This window comes from Streptomyces sp. NPDC001663 (assembly GCF_042893105.1).
In the GTDB taxonomy this organism is placed as follows: domain Bacteria; phylum Actinomycetota; class Actinomycetes; order Streptomycetales; family Streptomycetaceae; genus Streptomyces.
This window is the reverse complement of the sequence record NZ_JBIAUR010000007.1, coordinates 78,969-100,129: the sequence shown is the minus strand read 5'-3', so window position 1 is coordinate 100,129 and position 21,161 is coordinate 78,969. Positions and strand designations below refer to the sequence as shown.

The window sequence follows — 21,161 nt, the reverse complement described above, 5'->3', positions numbered from 1 at the left end:
GAGGCCCGCCCAGCAGGCGGACAGTCGCCGGACAGTTGACGGGATCCGTTAATTGAGTGGCCACGGACAGCCGCGCGTTTGTAAGTTGTGATCACCGCTTGAGCCGCTTACAGCCGCGCCAGTTCCATGGCCAGCCATCCGTGGGGGATTCCTGTGTCAGTCGCCAGTCTCAGACGTGCCGCCCGGGAAACCGTCTCTGGACTGCCCCGCGAGTTCTGGTGGCTGTGGACCAGCACCCTCGTCAATCGGCTCGGGGCCTTCGTCGCCACGTTCATGGCGCTGTATCTGACGCTGGATCGCGGCTACTCCGCTTCGTACGCGGGTCTCGTCGCGTCTCTGCACGGGCTGGGCGGAGTCGTCTCCTCCGTCGGCGCCGGTGTGATGACCGACCGGCTCGGGCGGCGACCCACCCTGCTCGTCGCGCAGGCCTCCACCGCCGCCTCCGTCGCGCTGCTCGGCTTCGTGCACGACCCCGTCTCCATCGCCGCGGTCGCCTTCCTCGTCGGTATGGCGTCCAACGCCTCGCGGCCCGCCGTCCAGGCGATGATGGCCGACATCGTGCGGCCCGAGGACCGGGTGCGGGCCTTCTCGCTCAACTACTGGGCGATCAACCTCGGTTTCGCCGTCTCCTCGATGGCGGCCGGTTTCATCGCCGAGTTCAGCTATCTCGCCGGCTTCCTGATCGAGGCGGGCATGACGGCCGTCTGCGCGGTGGTCGTGTTCCTGAAGCTGCCCGAGTCCCGGCCGGAACGCACCTCCGTCGAGAAGGCGGCGGACCAGATCGGTCTCCGGACCGTCCTGCGCGACCGGCGCTACATGGGCGTGGTCGGGCTGTCCTTCCTCGTCGCCCTCGTCTTCCAGCAGGGATCGGTCGGGCTGCCGGTCGCGATGGGCGAGGCAGGGTTCACACCCGCCGAGTACGGCATGGCGATCGCCGTCAACGGTGTCCTGATCGTCGCGCTGCAGATCCCGGTCACGCGGTTCATCGAGACCCGGGACCCGAGGCGGCTGCTCGTGGCCTCGTCGCTGCTGGCCGGGTACGGCTTCGGGCTCACCGCCTTCGCCGGGTCGGTCGGCGTCTTCGCGCTCACCGTGTGCGTCTGGACCCTCGCCGAGATCGTCAACGCGCCGACGCAGACGGGCCTCGTCGTACGCCTCTCCCCCGTCCACGGCCGCGGCCGCTACCAGGGCATGTACACCCTGTCCTGGTCCCTCGCCGCGCTCGTCGCCCCGCTGATGTCCGGCCTCGTCATCGACCGGTTCGGCGCTCAGTGGCTGTGGGGGCTGTGCGCGGTCGTCGGTACGGCGGCCGGGCTCGGATACGCGGTCCTGATGCGGCGGCTGCCGGCGGAGGAGCCGGCCGCCACCGAGCCGCCCGCCACGGCGAGGCCCGAGGTCAGCACGGCCTGAAACGGCGACAAGCCCCCTGCCCGCACTTCTCCGGCGGTAGGGGGCTTGTCGCGCTGCCGTGCTCGTCGATCAGAGGCTGGCGTTCACGCCGACCTGGTGGGGAAGCGCGCCGAGGGTGCCGACGGCGGTGCCCAGGACCTGCCCCTGGAGCGAGCCGAACTGGGCCAGGAGGTCCGAGCTGCTGAGCGTCGTGTCGCCCGCGGTGACGGAGATCTGCGGGCTCAGGCCGCCGGAGACGGTGTCGAGCTCGGCGTCGGAGATCTCGGCGGTCTGAACCTGGGGAGCGGAGTTCATGAGGAAACTGCCCTTCACATGGGGGTGCACATGGGGGGAGCGGCCCGCGGGGGACAGAAAGCGGGGCGCGGTGCGCAGGATCAAACCACGGAGCGTGCCCGGCATCCAGTGCAAAGCCGCTCGTGACAGGGCAGTTGAACGACCACGCGACCGAACCGTGTGCGCACCCACACCAATTGGGGGCAGCTTCTCTACAGCAGGCGGGTCACAGCGGGCCGACAGCTATTGCCCCGGCTGCCGCGAACAGGACAACTCCGCACCAACGGAACCCGCCCGCACCACGGTTGCGCAATCACTGTGCAGATTCCGTCACGGATGCATCCGGGCGCCCTTCAGCACCTTGTCCACCGCGTTCCTGGGCCCGTACACCGCCAGCCCCACGACGTCCAGCTCCTCCGTCCGCACGGCCCGCACCGCCGCCCGGTTGTCCCGGTCGTTGCCGGTCGCGAAGAGGTCGGAGGTGAAGACCGCCCGCGGGAGCGCCCGGGACAGCACGCGTGCGTGCGCCGCCTTCAGCGTCTCCTTGGTGCCCTCGAAGACCAGCACCGGCTGGCGGAACATCGGGAGGTAGCCCACGCCGTCGGCGTCCTCGTACGGCTCCCCGATCACCTCGGGGATCTCCGCGCCGAGGCCGCTGACCAGGAACGCGGTGACATTCAGCCGCTGCCAGGGCTCCAGGTCCTCCCGCAGCAGGACGGCGATCTTGGTGTCGAAACGGACGGGTTCAGTACTCGTGCTGCTCATGCATCGAGACTGCCGGGCGTCGTACGACATCGTCTTGTACGTTCTTTGCATGGCCCCGCAGCGTTCTCGGCCGGAAGTCTCGGCCTGGCGGCCCCGCATCCCCGGTGTCGTGGAGGTCTTCCACGCGCACTTCACCGAGTACGCCTACCCGATGCACGTCCACGAGGCGTGGACGCTGCTCATCGTGGACGACGGCGCCGTACGGTACGACCTCGACCGGCACGAGCACGGCACCCCGCACGACACGGTGTCCCTGCTCCCCCCGCACGTCCCGCACAACGGCTCCCCCGCCACCCCGCACGGCTTCCGCAAGCGCGTCCTCTATCTCGACGGCACGCATCTGCCCGACGGTCTCATCGGGGCCGCCGTCGATCAGCCGGACCTCCGGGATCCCGTACTGCGGTTGCGGGTCGGGCAGTTGCACACCGCGCTCGAGCGTGCCGGGGACGAGCTGGAGGCCGAGAGCAGGCTGACGTTCATCGGCGAGCGGCTGCGCGCCCATCTGCGGCCGAGCCTCACCGCCGAGGTCGCCCGGCCCGATCCCGCCCTCGCCCGCCGGCTGCGCGAACTCCTGGACGAGCACGTCGTCGACGGTCTCACCCTCGACCGGGCCGCGGCGCTGGTGCACGCCCATCCCGCGCATCTCGTACGGGCGTTCAGCACCGCGTACGGCATCGCACCGCACCAGTACCTCAACTCCCGCCGCGTCGACCGCGCCCGCCGGCTCCTCCTCGACGGCCGGCCGCCGGGCGAGGTCGCCTCCGCCACCGGGTTCTTCGACCAGTCCCATCTGACCCGGCAGTTCCGGAAGTTGGTGGGGGTCACGCCGGGGCGGTATGCGAAGAGCGTGTGACAAGGACGGCCTCGGGGCGGCGGTGGCCGTATCGTCCGGATCATGGACTGGTACGAGTGGCACGACACGTACGACAGAGCGGACTCCCCGCTCGTTCGGCGGCTGGCGACCGTCCAGGGCCGGATTCGTGACGCCCTCGACCACGCGCCCGCGGGCCCGCTCACCGCGGTGAGTGTCTGTGCCGGGCAGGGACACGACCTGATCGGCGCACTCACCGGGCACCCGCGGCGGCACGACGTGCGGGCACGGTTGGTGGAACTGGACGAGCGGAACGTCGCGGCGGCCCGGCGCGCGGCCGAGGCCGCCGGGCTCCCGGGCGTCGAGGTCGTCGCCGGAGACGCCGCATCGACCGACCACTACCTGGACCTGACGCCCGCCGACCTCGTGCTGCTCTGCGGTGTCCTCGGCAACATCACCGATACCGACGTCGAACGCGTCCTCGACCACTGCACGCAGCTGTGCCGGACGGGCGGCACAGTGGTGTGGACCCGCAACCGCAAGGCCCCCGACCTCGTCCCACAGGTCTGCGCCTGGCTGGAGGAGCGCGGGTTCGAGCGGCTGTGGGTGTCCGATCCCGGACTCGTCCAGGCGGTCGGCGCCCACCGGTACACCGGGGAACCCCGCCAACTCCCGCTCGGTGAGCGCATGTTCGACTTCATCGGCTACGACACCCTGCGCCGCTCCTGAGTCACAGCTCCCGTTGCGCCTCGTACAGGTTCCGCGGCCGTACCGCATCCGTCGTGGGATACAGCTCGAGGCGTGTGTGCAGGTCGCCGGTGAAGTCGGGGACGTCGGTCTGGTCGAACTCCGTGACGGTGTTGAGGCCGACCGTCGCGGAGTACGGGGCGAGGCCGTCGAGCTTCATCAGGCCCGCCCTGCCGTTGGTCACGCGGACGTTCCAGTGCGTGAAACGGGCGCCGAAGAGCGGGCCGGCGTTCGCGTCGCCGCCGTGGCGGCCGTTGTTGTTGACCGTGATGTCGGTGCGTACGTTGGCGAAGGGCAGGCCGCGGTGGCTGTCGAAGGTGCCCATCTGCATCTCGCCGCGTGACCAGACGTTGTGGGAGGAGAGCCCTTCGACGTTGATGCCGTGGAGTTGGGTGTCGGCGGGGGCCGGGACCGTGCGCTGTTCGATCGTGAAGTCCTCGATCAGGTTGTCGTGCGATCCCTCGCGGCAGAAGTAGGGATGGTGCTCGCCGCGGCCGCCGACCCGGGTGCGGCGCAGGGTGCAGGACGACGCGGCGACCAGACCGAAGCCGTTGTCGACGTTGCGGACCGTCACGTCGTCCGCCCAGCAGTCGTAGGTGCATTGGAGTACGACGCCGTTGTAGCCCTTGTCGAGGAGGTGCGGGGACTGGGGGGTCTCCATCACTTCCAGGGTGAGGCCTTCTACGCCTGCCCCTGTCAACTCCCTTACGTGCGTGGTGAATTGAGCGTTCCATTCGGGGCGCAGGTCCAGTGGGAGCGGGCGTTCCAGGGTGACTCTGCGGCCGCGGACGTGGGCGATGCGGACGGGCCATTCGTAGGGGACGTAGCTCAGCAGCTTGGTCTTGTCCTCCCAGTGGTACGACGCCGGGCCCGGGCCGCCGCCGGACATGTGCTGGAGGAGGGTGTGGGACGGGTCGTCCGCGATGCGGAGGAGGACAAGGCGGCCGGGGGTCAGGTGGGTCGTGTCGGCGACCGTCACCGTCCATGAGCCCTGTCGGGCCGGTTCGACGGCCGTCAGGAGCTCCCACTCGTCCCGCTTGTTGCCCGTCCAGCCCTCGAAGGGCCACGTCTGCGCCTTGATGGCTGCGACGAGTGAGTCCCAACGGGCCTTCGGTGCCAGCCAGATGAGGCCGCCGGCCCAGGACCAGGCCGATTTCGTGCCGCCGTAGCGGGAGCCGTACACGCCGATCAGTTCGGTGAGGCTCTTCGTCGCATACAGCGTCGTACGGCCGCTGCCGGCGCCGCGCAGCACTACGCCGTCGTGGCCAATGTGGATCAGGCCCTCGATGCGGAAGGTGCCGGGCGGGATGGTGACCGTGCCGCCGCCGGCCCTTCCGGCGGCAGCGACGGCACGGTTGATCGCGGGGGCGCAGTCGGTCGTGCCGTCCGCCACGGCGCCGTAGTCCCGTACGTCGGCCACTACGGGGCGGCGGGGGAAGCGCGCCGCCCCGCGGCGGCAGCCGGCTCGGCCGACGTACGGGATCTGGGGGTGGGTGAAGGGGGTGCGGGTGAACTCCCGCCAGAGGGACGGGACTTCGGAGGTGGTCGCGCGTGCCGTACCCGTCGCCGCGCCGAGTGCGACGGCCGTGGCTCCGGCGAGCAGGGTGCGTCTGGTGAGGTCGTGGTGCGCGTTGCTCATGTACGTGCGTCCTTCCATGGCGACTTTCATGGATGTGAACGACGTTCAGATCTGCGTCGGGCGTGAGCATGCCACGGGAATCCCGATGCGGGAAGGGTTCGCGCAGGGGTTGGTCAGGGGTGGGTTTGGGTTGTGGCTCGGTTCAGTTTGCGGGGCGCTGGATCAGATGCATGAACGCATCGAGGTTTCGAGTGGATTCGCCGCGGGCCGTGCGCCACTCGTACTCCTTGCGGATCGCGGACGCGAAGCCCAGCTCCAGGAGCGTGTTGAAGCTGCCGTCCGCCGCCTCCAGGACCTGGCCGAGGATGCGGTCGATCTCGTCGGGGGTCACGGCGGACAACGGGAGCTTGCCGGTGACGTAGATGTCGCCGAGCTGGTCGACCGCGTAACTCACGCCGTACAGCTTGAGGTTGCGTTCCAGGAGCCAGCGGTGGACACCGGGCTCGTTCTCGTCGGGGTGGCGGATGACGAAGGCGTTGAGCGAGAGGGAGTGGCGGCCGACGAGGAGTGACACCGTCGTCGAGAGTTTGCGCGTGCCGGGGAGTTTCACCACGTAGTTGCCAGGTGCGGGGCTCTCCCACTCGAGCTCCGCGTCCTTGAGGGCGGCCTCGATCACCTGCGCTGTCTTGTCTGCGTCACCCATGGTGGGAGCGTACGCGACGGCGATACGACTGCATCGCTGCCGTGTAGACGTCCGCCGTCGCGGCGGCCGCGGTGTCCCAGCCGAAGGACTGCGCGTGGCGGGCGGCTGCCGCGCCCATGCTGGACGGGAGCGTGTTGTCGTCGGCGAAATCGCTGAGTACGCGCGCGTAGTCGGCCGGGTTGTGGCCACGTACGAGGAAACCTGTCCGGCCTTCGCGTACGGCCACGGGGAGGCCGCCTACCGCTGCCGCGAGGACGGGGGTGCCGGCTGCTTGTGCCTCTATGGCGACCAGGCCGAAGGACTCGCTGTACGAGGGCATGACGAGGAGGGAGGCTGCTCGGAACCAGTCCGCCAGTTGGTTCTGGTCCACCGGTGGGTGGAAGCGGACCACGTCTGCGATGCCCAGGCGGGCGGCCAGTTTCTGGAGGCCTTCCGGTTTTGCCAGGCCGCTGCCGCTGGGGCCGCCGACGATCGGGACGACGATGCGGGAGCGGAGTTCGGGGCGGGTGTCCAGGAGGACGGCCACCGCGCGCAGGAGGATGTCCGGGGCCTTGAGGGGCTGGATGCGGCCGGCGAAGAGCGGGACCAGGGCGTCCTGCGGGAGGTCCAGGCGGGCGCGGGCTGCTGCGCGGCCGTCTGCCGGGCGGAAGCGGTCGAGGTTTACGCCGGGGTGGACTACTGCGACCTTGTCGGGGTCGGCGCTGTAGTGCCGTACGAGTTCGTCGGCCTCTTCGGAGGTGTTGGCGATGAGGCGGTCCGCTGCTGCGACGATCTGGGTCTCGCCGATGACTCGGGCTGCGGGTTCCGGGGTGTCGCCGTCGGCGAGGTTGGCGTTCTTGACCTTCGCCATGGTGTGCATGGCGTGCACCAGGGGGGCGCCCCAGCGTTGGGCTGCCAGCCAGCCGACGTGGCCGGAGAGCCAGTAGTGGGAGTGGACCAGGTCGTAGTAGCCGGGGCGGTGGCCTGCCCAGGCCTGCATCACGCCGTGGGTGAAGGCGCAGAGCTGGGCGGGGAGGTCCTCCTTGGCCAGGCCCTCGTAGGGGCCTGCGTCCACGTGGCGGACGAGGACGCCGGGGGCCAGTTCTACGGTGGGTGGGAGTGCCGCCGTGGTCGCGCGCGTGAAGATCTCGACCTCGATGTTGATCGCGGCGAGGCGCTGCGCCAGCTCAACGATGTAGACGTTCATGCCGCCTGCGTCGCCGGTGCCGGGCTGGTGGAGCGGGGAGGTGTGTACGGAGAGCATGGCTACGCGGCGGGGGCGGCGGTGGAGCCTGAGCCTCGTGGGTGCCGCCTGGGAGCGACGCCCGAGCCTGCTGACGTACTGGCTCACGTGGCGTTCCTCCTTGTGCGGGCATGCCTGGGCGGAGGGTGTGGGGCGGCCTCCAAGGGGGTGCAACGCCGGAGGATGGGGTTCCCATTCCGGGGGTGGGGGATTTTGCCCAGGCATTACCGATTCTCGGTCAACTGTTCGGGCCGTGGGTGCGTTGTGGATGCCTGCGGCGCATCTGCGGGTTCGGTGGGGGTGCGTGTAGCGCCTGCCCGTGCGTCTGGGGTCGGGGCCGCGCCGGGGGGTGTCCGTCCTCGGTCGGGCGGTTGCTGTGTGGTGGGGCTGTGCTCGGCGGTGGACGCCCGCCGCTGCGGGCGGACACCCCCCGGCACGTCCCCTTTCCGCCGTGGGCGGGTGCGGGTCGTGCGGCGCATACCCTCGTAGGCATGACCTCCCGCGCTGCCTCCCGTCCTGTGGGCACGGTTACGCGGGGCACCACTAATCCCAACCGCCTGCGCCGCATGGATCGGTGGATCGCTGCCGTGCATGGCGCCGAGTTGCGCCGTGCTGTTGATCCTGTCGCCGTCGATCTCGGGTACGGGGCCGCGCCCTGGACTGCCGTTGAACTGCTTGGGCGGCTTCGTACGGCAGCGCCGCTTGTGCGTGTGGTCGGGGTCGAGATCGAACCGGCCAGGGTTTCCGCCGCGAAGCCGTACGAGTGCGATGGGCTTGTCTTTCGGCACGGTGGGTTCGAGATTCCGATTCCTGAGCGGCCGTACCTCGTTCGTGCGGCCAATGTTCTGCGTCAGTACGACGAGTCCGAGGTTGCCGCTGTGTGGGAGCGGCTGTGTGCGCGGTTGGCGCCTGCGAGTGAGTGCTCCCGGGGTGGGCTGCTGGTCGAGGGGACCTGTGATGAGGTCGGGCGGCGGCATGTGTGGGTTGCGCTGGGGCCGGAGGGGGCGCGGACCGTCACTTTTGCTGCGCGGCTCGGGTCGTTGGAGCGGCCTTCGGATCTTGCCGAGCGGCTGCCGAAGGCGCTCATTCATCGGAATGTTCCGGGTGAACCTGTGCATGCCTTTTTGCGTGACTTCGATCGGGCCTGGGCCGCCGCCGCGCCCTATGCCTCTTATGGCGCCCGGCAGCGTTGGATTCGTGCGGTGCGGGATCTGGCTGTCGACTGGCCCGTGGTGGACGGGGTGGAGCGGTGGCGGCAGGGTGAAGTGACCGTGGCGTGGGAGGCGTTGGCGCCGCGTCCCCTCTTCTGACCTGCGGGGAACGAACGCCGCGAGTCGTTCGTCACAAAGGCGGGGAGATCGTCATGGCGGGGAGGGAAAAGGGGGAAGGACGGGGTTGCGGTGCCTCTGGCACTGCCTCTGTTGCTTTGCGCGTCGACGTGGCACGATCCCCCAGGCGTCGTAAGTTACTGACGGTAAATCAGGTTTGGGGGAAGTGGCATGGGTGCGGGCAAGCGCGGCCTGATCGCTACGGCCGTGACCGTGGTCTGCGCGGTTACCGTACTGGCGGCCCCTGGCACGGCCTTTGCGAGTCCGGATCCCACTCCGTCCGCGAGCGCTTCCCCGACCGGCGGATCCGGCAAGGACCTTGAGGCCGTTCGCGAGAAGCTCGACGAGCTCTATCACGATGCCGCGGTGGCCACTGATTCTTACAACGCCGCCGAGGAGAAGGCCGAGAAGCAGTCCGCCGCGATCGTCGATCTGGCCAAGAAGATCGTCAAGGGGCAGAAGAAGCTCGATGAGTTGAAGGATCGGGCCGGTGCGGCTGCTGCTGCCCAGTATCGGAGTGGCGGGCTGCCGGACGAGGCTCAGTTGCTGCTGAGCGACGATCCGCAGGAGTTTCTCAACGGGGCGGGGCGGGTGCTGCAGGGGCAGCGGGCCACCAAGGGTCTGATCGCGGAAATGACCCGCACCCAGGAGGACTTGAAGCAATACGCCGCCGATGCCTCCGACCAGTGGCAGAAGCTGGAGGCCAATCGCAAGGCCAAGGAAGCGGCTCGCAAGAAGATCAAGAAGCAGATCGCGGCGGCCGAGAAGCTCGAGTCCCAGCTGGAGAAAGAGGAGAAGGAGCGCCTCGCCAAGCTGGAGCAGGAGGCCGCGCTCAAGGCGCAGACCGCCTGGCTCGACTCCGGGATACTGGACGAAATCAGCGCAAAGGCTTCTGAACAGGGCAAGAAGGCCGTCGAGTTCGCCACGAAGCAGATCGGCAAGGCTTATGAGTGGGGGGCCGAGGGGCCTGACACGTTCGACTGCTCGGGGCTGACCTCACAGGCCTGGCTGAACGCCGGGCACGGCATTCCGCGTACCTCGCAGGAGCAGTGGAAGCAGCTGAAGCACGTCGACATCAAGGACATGCGGCCCGGCGACCTGATCATTTACTTCGACGACGCCAGCCATGTCGGGATGTACATCGGCGACGGTGCGATCGTTCATGCCCCGCGACCTGGGCGGACGGTGACCATCACGGGTGCGGGGTCCATGCCGATCCTCGGGGTCGTACGGCCGGATGCCTGAGACTCCGGTCACGTGACCCACTGCACGCCGGGGAGTTCGGCAAACGTCCGGCTGACGTGATGTTCGTCATTCCCACCAGGGGCCCCAGGTGTCCAACTGCGGTACAGATCGCGGCATATGACTCTGGCGCGTCACCAAGCAGCGTGTCTCACACCATTCCTTTACGGCACCGGCACCCGCTATGGTCCCCGTCGGTGGATCGAGGCCCTTGCTCCACCGCGCCCTCGGGGGGAGGGAAGGAACTCAACACGATGCCCGTACCCATACCGCGGCAACGAGCGATCCCGGCCGCGGAGAGTGGTCAGGCGCCGGCCGCGCACCGAGGCGGCACCTCCAAGGAAGCGACCCCGAGCAAGGAAGCCAAGGTCGACAACAACGCCGCCACCAACCTGACGCTGCTCCTGATCGAGGACGATCCGGGTGGCTCGACGGTCGTGCCCGAACTGCAGGACTCGGCCGGCAAGCCGATCCGCGTCCGCACCGCCCGCAACCTCACCGAGGCCGCGCGGCTGCTGACCGACGACGTCCACTGCATCCTGCTGGACCTGGCGCTGCCCGCGCCCGGCCGGTCGGACGACGAGGACGAGCTCGCCGTACTGAAGCACGTACTGGAGCTCGCGCCGCGGCACGCCGTGCTCGCGCTCGCCCCGTCCGGGGACGCCGAGCGCGGTGCCGAAGCGGTGCGTGTGGGCGCCCAGGACTATCTCTTCCGGGACGAGCTGGACGGGCGGTTGCTGAGCCGTGCGATCCGCTACGCCGTGGAGAGGAAACGTTCCGACACGGCGGAACGGCGGCTTGCCGAGGGGCGGGTGCTGGCGCAGGAGAACCGCCGACTGGAGCGGGGGCTCCTGCCGACGCCACTGCTGGAGGGGTCGTCGCTGCGGTTCGCCGCGCGGTACCGGCCGGGGCGGTCGCGTGCGCTGCTCGGCGGTGACTTCTACGACGTCGTACGGACCCCGGACGGGACCGTGCACGCCATGATCGGTGACGTCTGCGGGCACGGCCCGGATGAGGCCGCGCTGGGTGTGGAACTGCGGATCGCCTGGCGGGCGCTGACGCTCGCGGGGCTGTGCGGGGACGAGCTGCTCGGGACGCTGCAGCAGGTGCTGGAGCATGAGCGGGCCGACGACGAGATCTTCGCGACCTTGTGCACGGTGGACATCTCGCCGGACGGCCGCCGAGCGGGCCTTTGTCTTGCCGGGCATCCGTCGCCGCTGGTCGCCCGGCCCGGTCGGACGGCGGAGTTGCTGCCGTACGACAACAACGGGCCCGCCCTCGGGCTGCTGCCGGGGGCCCGATGGCCTCGGATGCAGGTGGAGCTGGGGCGGGAGTGGAGTCTGATGCTCTACACCGACGGGCTGATCGAGGGGCGCATCGGTGCGGGGCTGGAGCGGCTCGGGCAGGACGGCATGGTGGAGCTGGTGCGGCGGCAGCTGTCCGAGGGGTTGCAGGGGGAGGCTCTGCTGCGGGCTGCGGTGAACGAGGTCCGTCAGCTCAATGGGGGCGAGCTGACGGATGACGTTGCGGTGCTGTTGCTGGATCGGGTGACGTAACGCCCGCGGCCGGGAAAGGGGCGCTCGTCAGCGCCCTCCGTTGTACGGGCCGTAAGGACCGTCGCTGCTCGAACCTCTGCGGCTGCGGCCGCCGCCGGGCAGGCCTCGCAATGCGGGTCGTACGTCGACCATGTACACGATGGTTGCGACCAGGCCGATGACCGGCAGGAACGACAGGATGTTGAAGATCAGGTTCACCACGAAGGCGATGCCGAGGATGATCAGCCAGAAGGGCTTGGTCTGCTTGCTGGCCGCGCGGTAGGCGTCCTCGTGACGTGTGGCGGCGTCGATCAACGCGAAGCCGCTGAAAAGGATCAGGGCCACACTCAGCAGCCACATGAACCCTGCGAACCCCTGCATCAGCACAACGTCCACCACCAGACTCGGCTTGTCCTTACGCGGTCACCGTACCCGTTCCGGCCGGACCGCTACACGGAGAACGGGCCGGGCACCCAAGGAGTGCCCGACCCGTTACCGATCACCCGTTCGTGTCACTTCCGTGTCACTTGGCGGGCGGCGTCGTCTTCTTGGCGGTGGTGGTCTTGCGGGCCGGCGCCTTCTTGGCGGCGGTCTTCTTCGCCGGGGCGGGCTCGGCCTTGGCCTCGGCGGGCTTGGCCTCCTCCTTGACCTCGACCGGCTCGGCCTTGGGCTCGACGGCGACGGCGAGCTCCTCGATCTCCTCGGCGGCCTCGCCGCGCCAGGTCTTCACGGCCTGCTCGCCGTGCTCGGCGACCTTCTCGTAGGTCTCACGGGCCTTGACGGCGTACTCGGCGGCGACGCCGACACCGCGCAGCGCGAAGTCCTGGGCGGACTCGCCGAACTTCTTCAGGTCGGCGTCGATGGTGGCGCCGAGCTTCTTGATGTCACCGTCGACGGTCGCCAGGAACTCGGTGACCTTGGCCTGGAGGGACTCCTGCGTCTCCTTGACGCGGGCCTGAGCCTCCTTGGCGCGGGCCTGAGCCTTCTCCTGGACGGACTTCGGGTCGGTGTTGCGGACGGCCTCGATACGGGCCGGGGCCTCGGCGCGCAGCTGCTCCACGATGCCGGGCACCTTCTTGGCCTGCTGGAAGGCCAGGTCGGCGGTGCCGGCGGCGAAGTAGAGCGGCGTCGGGTCGCTGAGGGTCTTGCGGAGGTCGTCGGTGATGGCCATGGTGATGGTCCTCCCGGATCGCTTGCAGCTGAGGGTTTTGGTTACCGCGGACGGCCCGGTCAACTGGCGGGCTGCTGCGGGTCGTGCGGTTCGGCGTCACTGCCGTCGGACGTGCGGGTGCGGCGCGTGGCGGACTTGCGTCCGCCGGCCGTGCGGGTCTTGCGGGTTCGGCGCTCGCCGGTCTGCTCGCCGTCGCCCTTGCGGGTGCGGCGTATCGCGGTGTCGGTGTCCGGCTCGTCCTGCGCATCCGTCGCGCCCGGGCTGGGCTCGGCGGTCAGGACCACCTCGCCGTCCTCCGGGGCCAGGTCGGTCGCCTCGTCCGCCGTGGCGATCCCGAATCCGTTCTCCTTGCGGAAGGACTCGTAGATCTGGAGCAGCACCTGCTTCTGCCGCTCGTTCAGCGTGGGATCGGCGAGGATGACGGCGCGCGTCTCCACCTCGTCCCGGTCCCGCTCGGCGTCGAGGATGCCGGCGCGCACGTACAGCGTCTCGGCGGAGATCCGCAGCGCCTTGGCGACCTGCTGCAGCACCTCCGCGCTCGGCTTGCGCAGCCCGCGCTCGATCTGGCTCAGATACGGATTGGACACCCCGGCGGCGTCGGCGAGCTGCCTGAGCGACAGCTGCGCGGTGCGCCGCTGTTCACGCAGGTACTCGCCGAGATTGCCGACGTTGAGCGATGCCATGCCTCCACCTTGCACCACCCCCGCTAACTATTGCAAGCACCCGCTTGCAAAAGTGCGCCACGCCACTCGGACGGGTGCGGACACTTGGCAGTCAGCTTGGCTGGACCTGGTCGAAGAGGGCGAGGGCTTCGGCGGGGTCCGGGCTCACGAGGCGTTCCAGACCGGCCGTCGTGATCTTCGCCCACCTGCCCGCCCGCGCCCACATCCGTTCCTCGAAGGCGCGGACGGCCTCGTCCGGATCTCCATGGCCGGTGGCGATGGACTCGGCGAGTTCGGCGCCATCCAGCATCGCGAGGTTCGCGCCCGCCCCCAACGGGGGCATCAGATGGGCGGCGTCGCCCAGCAGCGTCACCCCGAAGACATGGGTCCAGGTGTGGGACACGGGCAGGACGTAGAAGGGGCGGTGGACGAAAGCGGTGCCGTGCCGCAGAAGGTCGAGGACGGGAGCGGCCCAGCCGTCGAACAGCGCCGACAGACTCGATCGCACGGCCGCTACGTCGGCCAGGTCCAGGTTCGTGTGCCAGTCCAGCGGCGCGCGGAATTTGGTGTACACCTTCACGTGGCCGCCGCTGTTGCGCTGGGCGACGAGGCTTCGGTTCACGCCGTACACAGCCATGGAACCGTCGCCGATCAACCGGGCGAGGTCGGGGTGGCGGGTGTCGACGTCGTCGAGGGAGGTCTCGATCGAGGTGACGCCGGTGTAGTGCGGCGTCACCGACGAGACTGCCGGGCGGACCCGGGACCAGGCGCCGTCCGCGCCGACCACGAGGTCGAACGTCTCCTGTCGCCCGTCCGCGAAATGGACCCGTACGCCATCCCGGGTCCCCGGCTCCACCTGCGTCACGCCCCGGCCCCACCGGACGTCGAGAGGGCCGAGCAGCAGGTCACGGAGTTGCCTGCGGTCGATCTCGGGATTGGCCCGGTCATCTGGACGGGGTCGCCAGTCGCGCAGGACGGTGCCGTCCGTGTCCAGGATGCGCATGGCCTGCCCCTCGGGACGGGACAACGCCTGGAACTCCGCCAGCAGCCCCGCCTTGTCCAGTGCGAGCTGGCCCAGCCCCTCGTGCAGGTCCAGCGTGCCGCCCGGGGGGCGGGCGTCGGGGGCGGGATCGCGTTCGAGGACGGTGACGGGGTGATCATGGCGGTGCAGGACGCGGGCGAAGGTAAGGCCCGCAGGGCCGCTCCCGACCACTGCGATGCGATGTCTCATGTCGATACACTGTATTGACTCAGTGCGATGCATCGCAACGGTACGGTGTGACCATGACTGTGTGGGACCGGCCGGAGCCGCCGACTCAACCCGTGCCGCTCGACCGGGAGCGGATCGTCGCCGCCGCCATCGCGCTGGCCGACGAGGGCGGGCTGGAGGCGGTGTCCGTGCGCAAGGTCGCCGCCCGCCTGGATGCCGGCCCGATGCGGCTGTACAGATACATCTCCACCAAGGAGGAGCTGTTCGACCTCATGGTGGACGAGGTCCAGGCCGAGATCCTCCCCGAGGAGCAGCCCGGTGACTGGCGGGAGGCGCTGCGCGCCCTCGCCCATCGCACCAGACAGGCCGCTCTCCGTCACGAATGGCTCGCCGACCTGCTCGGCGGCCGCCCGGCCCTGGGCCCGAACGGCCTCGCGTTGACCGAGGCCACGCTGTCCGCCCTCGACGACCTCGCCGATGTCGACACCGTCATGCGTGCCGTGGAGACCGTCAGCGCCTACTTCATCGGCGCGATCAGGCGTGAGATCGCGAACGTGCGGGCCGAGCGCGCCACGGGCCTGTCCAAGCACGACTGGCAGCGCGCCCACGGCCCGCATGTGACGAGCATGTTGGCCACGGGCCGCTTCCCGGCGCTGGCCAAGGCCGTGTACGACGGCACGGACGTGGACGCCGAGACATCCTTCGCAACCGGCCTTGACTGGGTCCTCGACGCCGTGGCCGCCAAACTCACCCGACCGCCGGCGTGACGCTCACGCCGCTAGCGTTGGGTCCCATGATCGTATGGATCAACGGCACCCACGGCGCAGGCAAGACGACGACCAGTCCACTCGTGCAGCAACTGATCCCGGACTCACGGGTGTTCGACGCCGAGAAGGTCGGCGAGACGCTCAAGGACATCACGCCGGGGCTGCCCGGGACGGACAACTTCCAGCACTGGCCGCCGTGGCGGCCGCTGGTCGTCGAGACCGCCCGCCATGTGCTCGACTACACCGGCGGCACGCTGGTGATCCCCATGACTGTCCTGGTCGAGCAGTACTGGCGCGAGATCAGCACGGGCCTTGCCCAACATGCCATTCCGGTACGGCACTTCGTCCTCCACGCCGACCAGGACACCCTCCGCGGGCGCATCGAGGGGGACACGGTTCTTGGCCCCTCCCCGTTCCGCCTCAAATACCTCGAGCCCTACGCCGAGGCGGCCCGCACCTGGCTGCACGGCGAGGCCGAGGTCGTCGACACCACGCACCTCACGCCCGCCCAGGCCGCCCTGCAGATCGCGGAGGCCGTCGGAACTACCGCCTGAGTTCCGCCGGTTCCTCCAGTCGCGTCAGTTTCCGGGGGTTCCTCACCACGTAGATGCGGGTGACCCGCCCGCCGTCCACGACGAGGCTCACCGCGGCCGGCTCGCCGTCCATGTCGATACGGCCCGCGGGCTCGCCGTTGAGCCATACGGCGGTCGTCTCGAGGTCGGTCACCACGCGGTTCGCGCGGGCGAGGATCTCCGCCACCACGTCGGCCCCGTGGATCGGCGCCAGAGCCGCGGTCACGATGCCGCCGCCGTCGGTGATCAGGACCACGTCCGGTGCCATGACCTCCATCAGCTCCTGCAACCGCCCGGTGCGCAGCGCCAGCAGGAAGCGCTCCACCACGGCCTGCTGCTCCGACCGGCTCACCCGCACCCGCGGCCGCCGGGCCGCCACGTGCTCGCGGGCCCGGCGGGCGATCTGCCGCACCGTGGCCGCGGGCTTCCCCGTCGCCTCGGCGATGTCGCCGTACGGCATCTCGAAGACCTCGCGGAGTACGAACACCGCCCGCTCCGTCGGCCCGAGCGTTTCCAGCACGGTCAGCATCGCGATCGAGACGCTCTCCGCCAGTTCGACGTCCTCGGCGACATCAGGGCTGGTCAGCAGGGGTTCCGGGAGCCACTCGCCGACGTACTCCTCACGGCGGCGCGACAGCGTGCGCAGGCGGTTGAGCGCCTGCCGGGTGACGAGCCGTACGAGATACGCCCGCGGGTCGCGCACCTGGGCGCGGTCGACGTCGGCCCATCGCAGCCAGGACTCCTGCAGTACGTCCTCCGCGTCGGCCGCCGAGCCGAGCATCTCGTAGGCGACCGTGAACAGCAGGCTGCGATGGGCGACGAACGGGTCCTCGGTCATGCCGCCGACGACCCGACGCCGGGGGCCTCGGGGCGCGCCGCCAGCGGGATCTCGCAGGCGTCGGAGTAGCCCTGCGAGGTGATGCCGTGGGCCGTGTTGCACCTGGCCGCCAGGTTGGCGAGGCCTATGTACACGGTGAGTTCGACGAGTGCCGCGGGGCCGAGCTCGTCGAGCAGACGCGCGGACAGTTCGTCGGTGACGGTCGTCGGGGTGTCGGTCATGGCCTCGGCGTACTCGAGGACGTCCCGCTCCAGCGGCGTGAACACCTCCGACTGCCGCCAGCGCGGCACCTGGCTCGCCCTGGCCGGGTCCAGGTTCTGGTTCAGGGCGAGGAAGTAGTTGATGTCGAGGCACCAGCTGCAGCCGATCCGGGCCGCGACGGCCATGTGCGCGAACGTCTTCAGGCTCGCGTCGGCCGCGTCCCACTCGGCCGCCCTGGCCGAGAACTCCTGGTTGGCCACCGCCAGTCGGGGGTTGTTCCACAGCACTTCGACGGGCTCGGGCACGGCACCGAGCTGCTTGGTCATGAGGTCGCGGAGCTCGGCGGGGAGCTCGGCCTTCGGAACACGTAGCGCCATGATGTCCTTCTCCTTGGCTGTCCGAGTGTGTGCCATGAAGACACCGGCCGCCCCGCGGATGTGACACCCGGCCCCGCCACTCGCCGTCGGCTCACCGGAACGTCTCGGCATTCCGTGCGGCCCACTCGGCGAAGGCATGGGGTGCGCGGCCCAGGACGTGTGCCACGTCGGGACTGACGCGCCGCTCCTCGGCCGTCGGCTCGCCCAGGACCGAGAGGGTGCCCTCGACGACCGGGAGGGGCATGAAGCCGGACATCTGGGCGTGGGCCTCCGCGCGGGTCTGTTCGACGAAGCGGATCCGTTCGCCCAGGGCATCGCCGATGGCGTCCGCCCGCTCGCGCGGGGTGGTCGGGGCCGGACCCGTCAGCGTGTACGTCACGCCGGTGTGCCCCGGTTCGCGCAGGACGGCGGCGCCCACCGCGGCCACGTCGTCCGGGTCGACGAAGGGCAGGGGTACGTCCGCGAAGGGCGCGGCGGCGGTGCGGTGGAGGCGGATCGGCTCGGCCCAGGCGAAGGCGTTGGAGGCGAGGCCGCCGGAGCGCAGGACGGTCCACTCCAGGCCCGATCCCCGTACGGCCGCCTCGAACTCCCCCGCGTGCCGATAGGCCTCCGGCCGGGTCCCGGCGCCCTGGCTGGACAGCAGCACGAGCCTGCGGACTCCGGCCGCCTTGGCCGCCCCGACGATCCCGTGCGGATCTTCCCCGGCGACCAGCAGGAACACCGCCCGCGCCCCCTCGAAGGCGGGCCGCAGGCTCTCGGCGTCCCCCAGATCGGCCGCGACCGCCCGCACACCGGCCGGGACATCCGCCTCGGTGATCCGCCGGGCCACCGCGGTGACCCCTACACCGGCCCCGGTCAGCAGTCGTACGACGGTCCGGCCGACGTTTCCCGTGGCACCCGTGACGACGAACATGACGTACTCCCAGTTGTGAGTCAGTTGACTAACTAAATAGTACGCTAGCACGGGCCGCGTCGCTTGGTCAGCCGTATAGTGAGTCGGGTGACTGACTCACAGAGTGCGAGAGCCAGGAGCGCCGGGGACAAGCGGCGGCGCCTGATGAGCGCGGCCGCCGACGTCGTGCACCGGCAGGGCGTCGAGCGCACCACCATCGCCGACATAGCGCGGGCGGCCAGCGTCCCCACCGGGAACGTCTACTACTACTTCAAGACCAAGGACGACCTGGTCGCGGCCGCGCTCGCCGAGCACACGGGCCAACTGGAGCGGATCACCGCCGAGTTGGACCGGCTCCCGGACCCGCGCGAGCGCCTGAAGGCCCTGGTGCGCGGCTGGGTCGAGCAGCGCGATCTCGCCGCGCGCTACGGCTGTCCGACCGGCACCCTCGCCGCCGAACTCGGCAAGCGCTCGGCAGACGGCGGCCTCGACGCGGAGGCCGGCAAGGTGATCCGCCTGCTGCTGGAGTGGGTGGAAGGCCAGTTCCGCGAGCTGGGCCTGCCCGAGCCGGACGGCCTCGCGCTGACGCTGGTGGGCGCGTACCAGGGCATGTCGCTGCTCACCAACGCCCTGCGCGACCCGGATGTGACGGTCCGCGAGGGCGCCCGCCTCACCGCGTGGCTCGACTCTCTCTGAGCCACTGCGCCACGACCGAGAAGTCCCGCTCGGTGAGCCCGTACCGGTGGTCGACGCGGTGCAGCAGCGCGGGCGCCGGATGGTGCGCGGCGACCCAGGTGCGGTCGGCGCCGGTGATCTCGTCGTCGACCCAGACGAACGGGCGCCTGTCCGCCCACGCCACGAGCGGCCGGGTCTTCCAGTGCAGCGGCGCCGGCAGTTCGTCCTCGTCCGGCCAGTCCACCAGCGGCAGCGAGGGCAGCCCGAGCCAGGGCGCGAGGCACGCGTTCGCGTCGTCCATCCAGGTCGTCGCCCACACCAGCTCGCAGCCCAGCTCCGTGAGCCGCCCGCCGAGCTCGGGATCGACCCGGCTCAGCAGCGGATGGTCGGCGGCCGCCTCCGGCAACGCGAAACGTGCCTCGTACGACGCGTACGGACGCGCCGCCCCGAAGGGGAGCAGCGTTCCGTCGACGTCGAGGAAGAGAAGCATCAGGGACAGGATCAGCCCTTATACCCCTGCTCCGCCAGGATCCTGTCGATGCGCGCCCGGTGCGCCTCCTCCCACGCGTCCAGCGAATCGGCGGCCTCCTTCGCGAGCCTGGCCCGGGCCGCCGTGAGCACCTCGGCGCGGCGGGCGGCGGGCACGGCGACGACGCCCTCCTCGTCGGCCACGACGATGTCACCGGCCTCGACCCGTACGCCACCGCAGGTCACGGGCTCACCCAGCGGTGCTGCGGCCGACTTGGCGCCCGGGATCGGGATGACCCCGCGGGCGAACACCGGGAAGCGCAGCTCCCGCACCTCGGCGAGGTCGCGGATCAGCCCGTCCAGGACGAAGGCGGCGACGCCGCGGCGCTGGGCGACCGCGCAGACGTTGCCGCCCGCCAGCGCCCAGTCCAGGTCTCCCGACTCCACGACGACGACCGAGCCGGGCTCGGCGCGGTGGATGGCGGCGTGGAGCATGAGGTTGTCGCCGGGAGGGCACCGCACGGTGAAGGCGGGACCGGCGACCCGTTCGGACGGCCCCCACAGCGGGCGGATTCCGATGTCCATGACCTGCCCGCGGCCGAGGAGGTCGGCGAGGGTGGTGGTCGGGACGGCCTGGAATTCGATGGTGTCAGTCATGCGCCGGACGCTACCGTCCCTTCCATGACTGCCGGGTCGGCCTTGTGCCGTGAGCGAGTTGGGTGCCCGGCCTCTGAGTGAGGTCGCGGTGGGCAAGAGGTCCGCCACTTTCTCTGCGCCTTCCACATCCACTTCCGGATCGACGGAAACCAGCGACAGAGAAAGCAGAGAATGCCCAACGACGACAAGCAGAAGTTCATCGACTTCAACCAACAGGTCATCGACGAGTTCCGCGCCAACCACGGCCGCGTGGGCGGCCCCTTCGAGGGTGGCCGGCTGCTCCTGCTGACCACCACCGGCGCCCGCACCGGCACCCCGCACACCACCCCGGTCGGCTACCTCCCCGACGGCGCCGACCGCGTCCTCGTCATCGCCTCGGCGGGCGGCGCACCCAAGCACCCCCACTGGTACGGCAACCTCCTCGCCCACCCCCAAGTCACCGTCGAGGACGGTGTGTTCACATACCAGGCGCGGGCCGAGGTACTGGAGGGCGAGGAGCGGGAGCAGGCCTGGGCGCGAGCGGTGGAGGCCGAGCCGGGCTGGGCGGCCTACCAGAAGAAGACCGAGCGGGTCATCCCGGTGGTCGCGCTGTACAACAGCACGCAGGGCGGCCCGGGGCACATCAACGCCTCCTCGCCGGGCGAGGCGATCAAGGTCGTCCACGACGCCTTCCGCCGCGAACTCGCCCTGATCCGCAAGGAGATGGCGGCCGGGAACGGCACGCTGGGCGCGCAGCTGCGCGTCAACTGCCTCACCTTCTGCCAGGGGTTGCACAACCACCACACCGGCGAGGACACGATGATGTTCCCGTTCCTCACCGACCGTCACCCCGAGGCGGCTCCGGTGCTGAAGCGGCTGAGCGAGGAGCACGAGGAGATCGCCGGGCTCGTGGCGGAACTGCGCCGCACGCTGGCCGGCGAGCACGCGGACCCGGCCGCGGCACGCGCCGAGGTGGAGCGCCTCACGCTCGACCTCGAAGCCCATCTGACGTACGAGGAGGAGAAGTTGATCCCCCTCCTCGACGCCACCGCCTGACCGTCTGATCCGCGGGCGGCC

At 70.1% G+C, this 21,161-nt stretch carries 24 protein-coding genes; 10 read left to right on the top strand and 14 right to left on the bottom strand.

Going from position 1 to position 21,161, the window contains the following annotated elements; genetic code table 11:
- Nucleotides 1-153 precede the first annotated feature (153 nt).
- Nucleotides 154-1,410 (top strand): MDR family MFS transporter, encoded by a 1,257-nt coding sequence (locus ACFY1L_RS22985; protein ID WP_388827230.1) that lies wholly within the window; start codon nt 154-156, stop codon nt 1,408-1,410.
- 69 nt (nt 1,411-1,479) lie between these two features.
- Here ACFY1L_RS22985 and ACFY1L_RS22980 read toward each other — a convergent pair whose 3' ends face one another.
- Nucleotides 1,480-1,704 carry a hypothetical protein gene (locus ACFY1L_RS22980; protein ID WP_388828372.1) on the bottom strand — a complete coding sequence of 75 codons (225 nt, stop codon included), beginning with the start codon at nt 1,702-1,704 and terminating at the stop codon, nt 1,480-1,482.
- A gap of 309 nt (nt 1,705-2,013) precedes the next feature.
- Nucleotides 2,014-2,448: a DUF2000 family protein gene (locus ACFY1L_RS22975; RefSeq protein WP_388827227.1), complete on the bottom strand. Its 435-nt coding sequence runs from the start codon at nt 2,446-2,448 to the stop codon at nt 2,014-2,016.
- A gap of 49 nt (nt 2,449-2,497) precedes the next feature.
- On the opposite strand from ACFY1L_RS22975, the gene ACFY1L_RS22970 reads away from it, so the two are divergent.
- Together ACFY1L_RS22970 and ACFY1L_RS22965 are read left to right on the top strand one after the other, a co-directional pair.
- On the top strand, nt 2,498-3,301 hold the full coding sequence (locus ACFY1L_RS22970) for an AraC family transcriptional regulator (protein WP_388827224.1): 804 nt from the start codon (nt 2,498-2,500) through the stop codon (nt 3,299-3,301).
- Nucleotides 3,302-3,343: 42 nt separating this feature from the next.
- The gene (locus ACFY1L_RS22965; RefSeq protein ID WP_388827221.1) at nt 3,344-3,988 is read left to right on the top strand and encodes a methyltransferase domain-containing protein; all 645 of its coding nucleotides are present in this window, start codon (nt 3,344-3,346) and stop codon (nt 3,986-3,988) included.
- Nucleotide 3,989: 1 nt separating this feature from the next.
- On the opposite strand, the gene ACFY1L_RS22960 is transcribed toward ACFY1L_RS22965, so the two are convergent.
- The 3 genes from ACFY1L_RS22960 to mshA all read right to left on the bottom strand — a co-directional run bounded on the left by ACFY1L_RS22960 (nt 3,990) and on the right by mshA (nt 7,618).
- Nucleotides 3,990-5,645, bottom strand: coding sequence for a glycosyl hydrolase family 28-related protein (locus tag ACFY1L_RS22960; RefSeq protein ID WP_388827218.1), 1,656 nt, complete (start codon nt 5,643-5,645; stop codon nt 3,990-3,992).
- Nucleotides 5,646-5,787: 142 nt separating this feature from the next.
- Nucleotides 5,788-6,288 (bottom strand): YbjN domain-containing protein, encoded by a 501-nt coding sequence (locus ACFY1L_RS22955; RefSeq protein WP_388827215.1) that lies wholly within the window; start codon nt 6,286-6,288, stop codon nt 5,788-5,790.
- Complete coding sequence (gene mshA / locus ACFY1L_RS22950) at nt 6,281-7,618, bottom strand: D-inositol-3-phosphate glycosyltransferase (RefSeq protein ID WP_388827212.1); 1,338 nt, start codon at nt 7,616-7,618, stop codon at nt 6,281-6,283. Before mshA ends, ACFY1L_RS22955 begins: the two co-directional genes overlap by 8 nt.
- Nucleotides 7,619-8,001: 383 nt before the next feature.
- On the opposite strand from mshA, the gene ACFY1L_RS22945 reads away from it, so the two are divergent.
- From ACFY1L_RS22945 to ACFY1L_RS22935, 3 genes are all read left to right on the top strand, one after another.
- On the top strand, nt 8,002-8,820 hold the full coding sequence (locus ACFY1L_RS22945) for a class I SAM-dependent methyltransferase (protein ID WP_388827210.1): 819 nt from the start codon (nt 8,002-8,004) through the stop codon (nt 8,818-8,820).
- Between the two features lie 189 nt (nt 8,821-9,009).
- Nucleotides 9,010-10,083: an NlpC/P60 family protein gene (locus tag ACFY1L_RS22940; RefSeq protein ID WP_388827207.1), complete on the top strand. Its 1,074-nt coding sequence runs from the start codon at nt 9,010-9,012 to the stop codon at nt 10,081-10,083.
- 251 nt (nt 10,084-10,334) lie between these two features.
- Nucleotides 10,335-11,636 (top strand): PP2C family protein-serine/threonine phosphatase, encoded by a 1,302-nt coding sequence (locus tag ACFY1L_RS22935; RefSeq protein WP_388827204.1) that lies wholly within the window; start codon nt 10,335-10,337, stop codon nt 11,634-11,636.
- 27 nt (nt 11,637-11,663) lie between these two features.
- Here the strand turns inward: ACFY1L_RS22935 and ACFY1L_RS22930 are convergent, their stop codons facing one another.
- The 4 genes from ACFY1L_RS22930 to ACFY1L_RS22915 all read right to left on the bottom strand — a co-directional run bounded on the left by ACFY1L_RS22930 (nt 11,664) and on the right by ACFY1L_RS22915 (nt 14,679).
- Complete coding sequence (locus tag ACFY1L_RS22930; protein ID WP_388827201.1) at nt 11,664-11,996, bottom strand: DUF2516 family protein; 333 nt, start codon at nt 11,994-11,996, stop codon at nt 11,664-11,666.
- 142 nt (nt 11,997-12,138) lie between these two features.
- A complete protein-coding gene (locus tag ACFY1L_RS22925; RefSeq protein WP_388827198.1) occupies nt 12,139-12,786 on the bottom strand; it encodes a hypothetical protein in 648 nt (215 codons plus the stop codon).
- Between the two features lie 59 nt (nt 12,787-12,845).
- The gene (locus tag ACFY1L_RS22920) at nt 12,846-13,469 is read right to left on the bottom strand and encodes a helix-turn-helix domain-containing protein (protein WP_388827195.1); all 624 of its coding nucleotides are present in this window, start codon (nt 13,467-13,469) and stop codon (nt 12,846-12,848) included.
- A gap of 91 nt (nt 13,470-13,560) precedes the next feature.
- Complete coding sequence (locus ACFY1L_RS22915) at nt 13,561-14,679, bottom strand: FAD-dependent oxidoreductase (protein ID WP_388827192.1); 1,119 nt, start codon at nt 14,677-14,679, stop codon at nt 13,561-13,563.
- A gap of 53 nt (nt 14,680-14,732) precedes the next feature.
- Between ACFY1L_RS22915 and ACFY1L_RS22910 the strand changes: the two genes are divergently transcribed.
- The gene (locus tag ACFY1L_RS22910; RefSeq protein WP_388827189.1) at nt 14,733-15,425 is read left to right on the top strand and encodes a TetR/AcrR family transcriptional regulator; all 693 of its coding nucleotides are present in this window, start codon (nt 14,733-14,735) and stop codon (nt 15,423-15,425) included.
- A 26-nt stretch (nt 15,426-15,451) separates the two neighbouring features.
- Nucleotides 15,452-15,979: an ATP-binding protein gene (locus ACFY1L_RS22905; RefSeq protein WP_388827186.1), complete on the top strand. Its 528-nt coding sequence runs from the start codon at nt 15,452-15,454 to the stop codon at nt 15,977-15,979.
- Here the strand turns inward: ACFY1L_RS22905 and ACFY1L_RS22900 are convergent.
- The 3 genes from ACFY1L_RS22900 to ACFY1L_RS22890 all read right to left on the bottom strand — a co-directional run bounded on the left by ACFY1L_RS22900 (nt 15,969) and on the right by ACFY1L_RS22890 (nt 18,326).
- Nucleotides 15,969-16,835, bottom strand: coding sequence for an RNA polymerase sigma-70 factor (locus tag ACFY1L_RS22900; RefSeq protein WP_388827184.1), 867 nt, complete (start codon nt 16,833-16,835; stop codon nt 15,969-15,971). The two genes, ACFY1L_RS22905 and ACFY1L_RS22900, sit on opposite strands and share 11 nt — an antisense overlap.
- Nucleotides 16,832-17,413 carry a carboxymuconolactone decarboxylase family protein gene (locus ACFY1L_RS22895; RefSeq protein ID WP_388827181.1) on the bottom strand — a complete coding sequence of 194 codons (582 nt, stop codon included), beginning with the start codon at nt 17,411-17,413 and terminating at the stop codon, nt 16,832-16,834. The genes ACFY1L_RS22900 and ACFY1L_RS22895 overlap by 4 nt, the downstream gene beginning before the upstream one ends.
- Nucleotides 17,414-17,504: 91 nt before the next feature.
- Nucleotides 17,505-18,326: an SDR family oxidoreductase gene (locus tag ACFY1L_RS22890; protein WP_388827178.1), complete on the bottom strand. Its 822-nt coding sequence runs from the start codon at nt 18,324-18,326 to the stop codon at nt 17,505-17,507.
- A gap of 87 nt (nt 18,327-18,413) precedes the next feature.
- Between ACFY1L_RS22890 and ACFY1L_RS22885 the strand changes: the two genes are divergently transcribed.
- On the top strand, nt 18,414-19,001 hold the full coding sequence (locus tag ACFY1L_RS22885; RefSeq protein ID WP_388827175.1) for a TetR/AcrR family transcriptional regulator: 588 nt from the start codon (nt 18,414-18,416) through the stop codon (nt 18,999-19,001).
- Here the strand turns inward: ACFY1L_RS22885 and ACFY1L_RS22880 are convergent.
- Nucleotides 18,976-19,470 (bottom strand): HAD domain-containing protein, encoded by a 495-nt coding sequence (locus ACFY1L_RS22880; RefSeq protein ID WP_388827172.1) that lies wholly within the window; start codon nt 19,468-19,470, stop codon nt 18,976-18,978. The genes ACFY1L_RS22885 and ACFY1L_RS22880 overlap by 26 nt on opposite strands.
- Nucleotides 19,471-19,481: 11 nt before the next feature.
- Nucleotides 19,482-20,105 (bottom strand): RraA family protein, encoded by a 624-nt coding sequence (locus ACFY1L_RS22875; RefSeq protein WP_388827169.1) that lies wholly within the window; start codon nt 20,103-20,105, stop codon nt 19,482-19,484.
- Between the two features lie 171 nt (nt 20,106-20,276).
- Between ACFY1L_RS22875 and ACFY1L_RS22870 the strand changes: the two genes are divergently transcribed.
- On the top strand, nt 20,277-21,140 hold the full coding sequence (locus ACFY1L_RS22870) for a nitroreductase/quinone reductase family protein (protein WP_388827166.1): 864 nt from the start codon (nt 20,277-20,279) through the stop codon (nt 21,138-21,140).
- Nucleotides 21,141-21,161 lie beyond the last annotated feature (21 nt).

Bases quoted from the DNA above. Each gene is read 5' to 3' on its own strand.
- ACFY1L_RS22955 (WP_388827215.1), bottom strand. From the start codon at position 6,288: ATGGGTGACGCAGACAAGACAGCGCAGGTGATCGAGGCCGCCCTCAAG.
- ACFY1L_RS22940 (WP_388827207.1), top strand. From the start codon at position 9,010: ATGGGTGCGGGCAAGCGCGGCCTGATCGCTACGGCCGTGACCGTGGTC.
- ACFY1L_RS22895 (WP_388827181.1), bottom strand. From the start codon at position 17,413: ATGGCGCTACGTGTTCCGAAGGCCGAGCTCCCCGCCGAGCTCCGCGAC.
- ACFY1L_RS22910 (WP_388827189.1), top strand. From the start codon at position 14,733: ATGACTGTGTGGGACCGGCCGGAGCCGCCGACTCAACCCGTGCCGCTC.
- ACFY1L_RS22925 (WP_388827198.1), bottom strand. From the start codon at position 12,786: ATGGCCATCACCGACGACCTCCGCAAGACCCTCAGCGACCCGACGCCG.
- ACFY1L_RS22960 (WP_388827218.1), bottom strand. From the start codon at position 5,645: ATGAGCAACGCGCACCACGACCTCACCAGACGCACCCTGCTCGCCGGA.
- ACFY1L_RS22880 (WP_388827172.1), bottom strand. From the start codon at position 19,470: ATGCTTCTCTTCCTCGACGTCGACGGAACGCTGCTCCCCTTCGGGGCG.
- ACFY1L_RS22870 (WP_388827166.1), top strand. From the start codon at position 20,277: ATGCCCAACGACGACAAGCAGAAGTTCATCGACTTCAACCAACAGGTC.
- ACFY1L_RS22945 (WP_388827210.1), top strand. From the start codon at position 8,002: ATGACCTCCCGCGCTGCCTCCCGTCCTGTGGGCACGGTTACGCGGGGC.
- ACFY1L_RS22875 (WP_388827169.1), bottom strand. From the start codon at position 20,105: ATGACTGACACCATCGAATTCCAGGCCGTCCCGACCACCACCCTCGCC.
- ACFY1L_RS22970 (WP_388827224.1), top strand. From the start codon at position 2,498: ATGGCCCCGCAGCGTTCTCGGCCGGAAGTCTCGGCCTGGCGGCCCCGC.
- ACFY1L_RS22980 (WP_388828372.1), bottom strand. From the start codon at position 1,704: ATGAACTCCGCTCCCCAGGTTCAGACCGCCGAGATCTCCGACGCCGAG.
- ACFY1L_RS22915 (WP_388827192.1), bottom strand. From the start codon at position 14,679: ATGAGACATCGCATCGCAGTGGTCGGGAGCGGCCCTGCGGGCCTTACC.
- ACFY1L_RS22920 (WP_388827195.1), bottom strand. From the start codon at position 13,469: ATGGCATCGCTCAACGTCGGCAATCTCGGCGAGTACCTGCGTGAACAG.
- ACFY1L_RS22935 (WP_388827204.1), top strand. From the start codon at position 10,335: ATGCCCGTACCCATACCGCGGCAACGAGCGATCCCGGCCGCGGAGAGT.
- ACFY1L_RS22975 (WP_388827227.1), bottom strand. From the start codon at position 2,448: ATGAGCAGCACGAGTACTGAACCCGTCCGTTTCGACACCAAGATCGCC.
- ACFY1L_RS22905 (WP_388827186.1), top strand. From the start codon at position 15,452: ATGATCGTATGGATCAACGGCACCCACGGCGCAGGCAAGACGACGACC.
- ACFY1L_RS22930 (WP_388827201.1), bottom strand. From the start codon at position 11,996: ATGCAGGGGTTCGCAGGGTTCATGTGGCTGCTGAGTGTGGCCCTGATC.
- ACFY1L_RS22965 (WP_388827221.1), top strand. From the start codon at position 3,344: ATGGACTGGTACGAGTGGCACGACACGTACGACAGAGCGGACTCCCCG.
- ACFY1L_RS22890 (WP_388827178.1), bottom strand. From the start codon at position 18,326: ATGTTCGTCGTCACGGGTGCCACGGGAAACGTCGGCCGGACCGTCGTA.
- ACFY1L_RS22900 (WP_388827184.1), bottom strand. From the start codon at position 16,835: ATGACCGAGGACCCGTTCGTCGCCCATCGCAGCCTGCTGTTCACGGTC.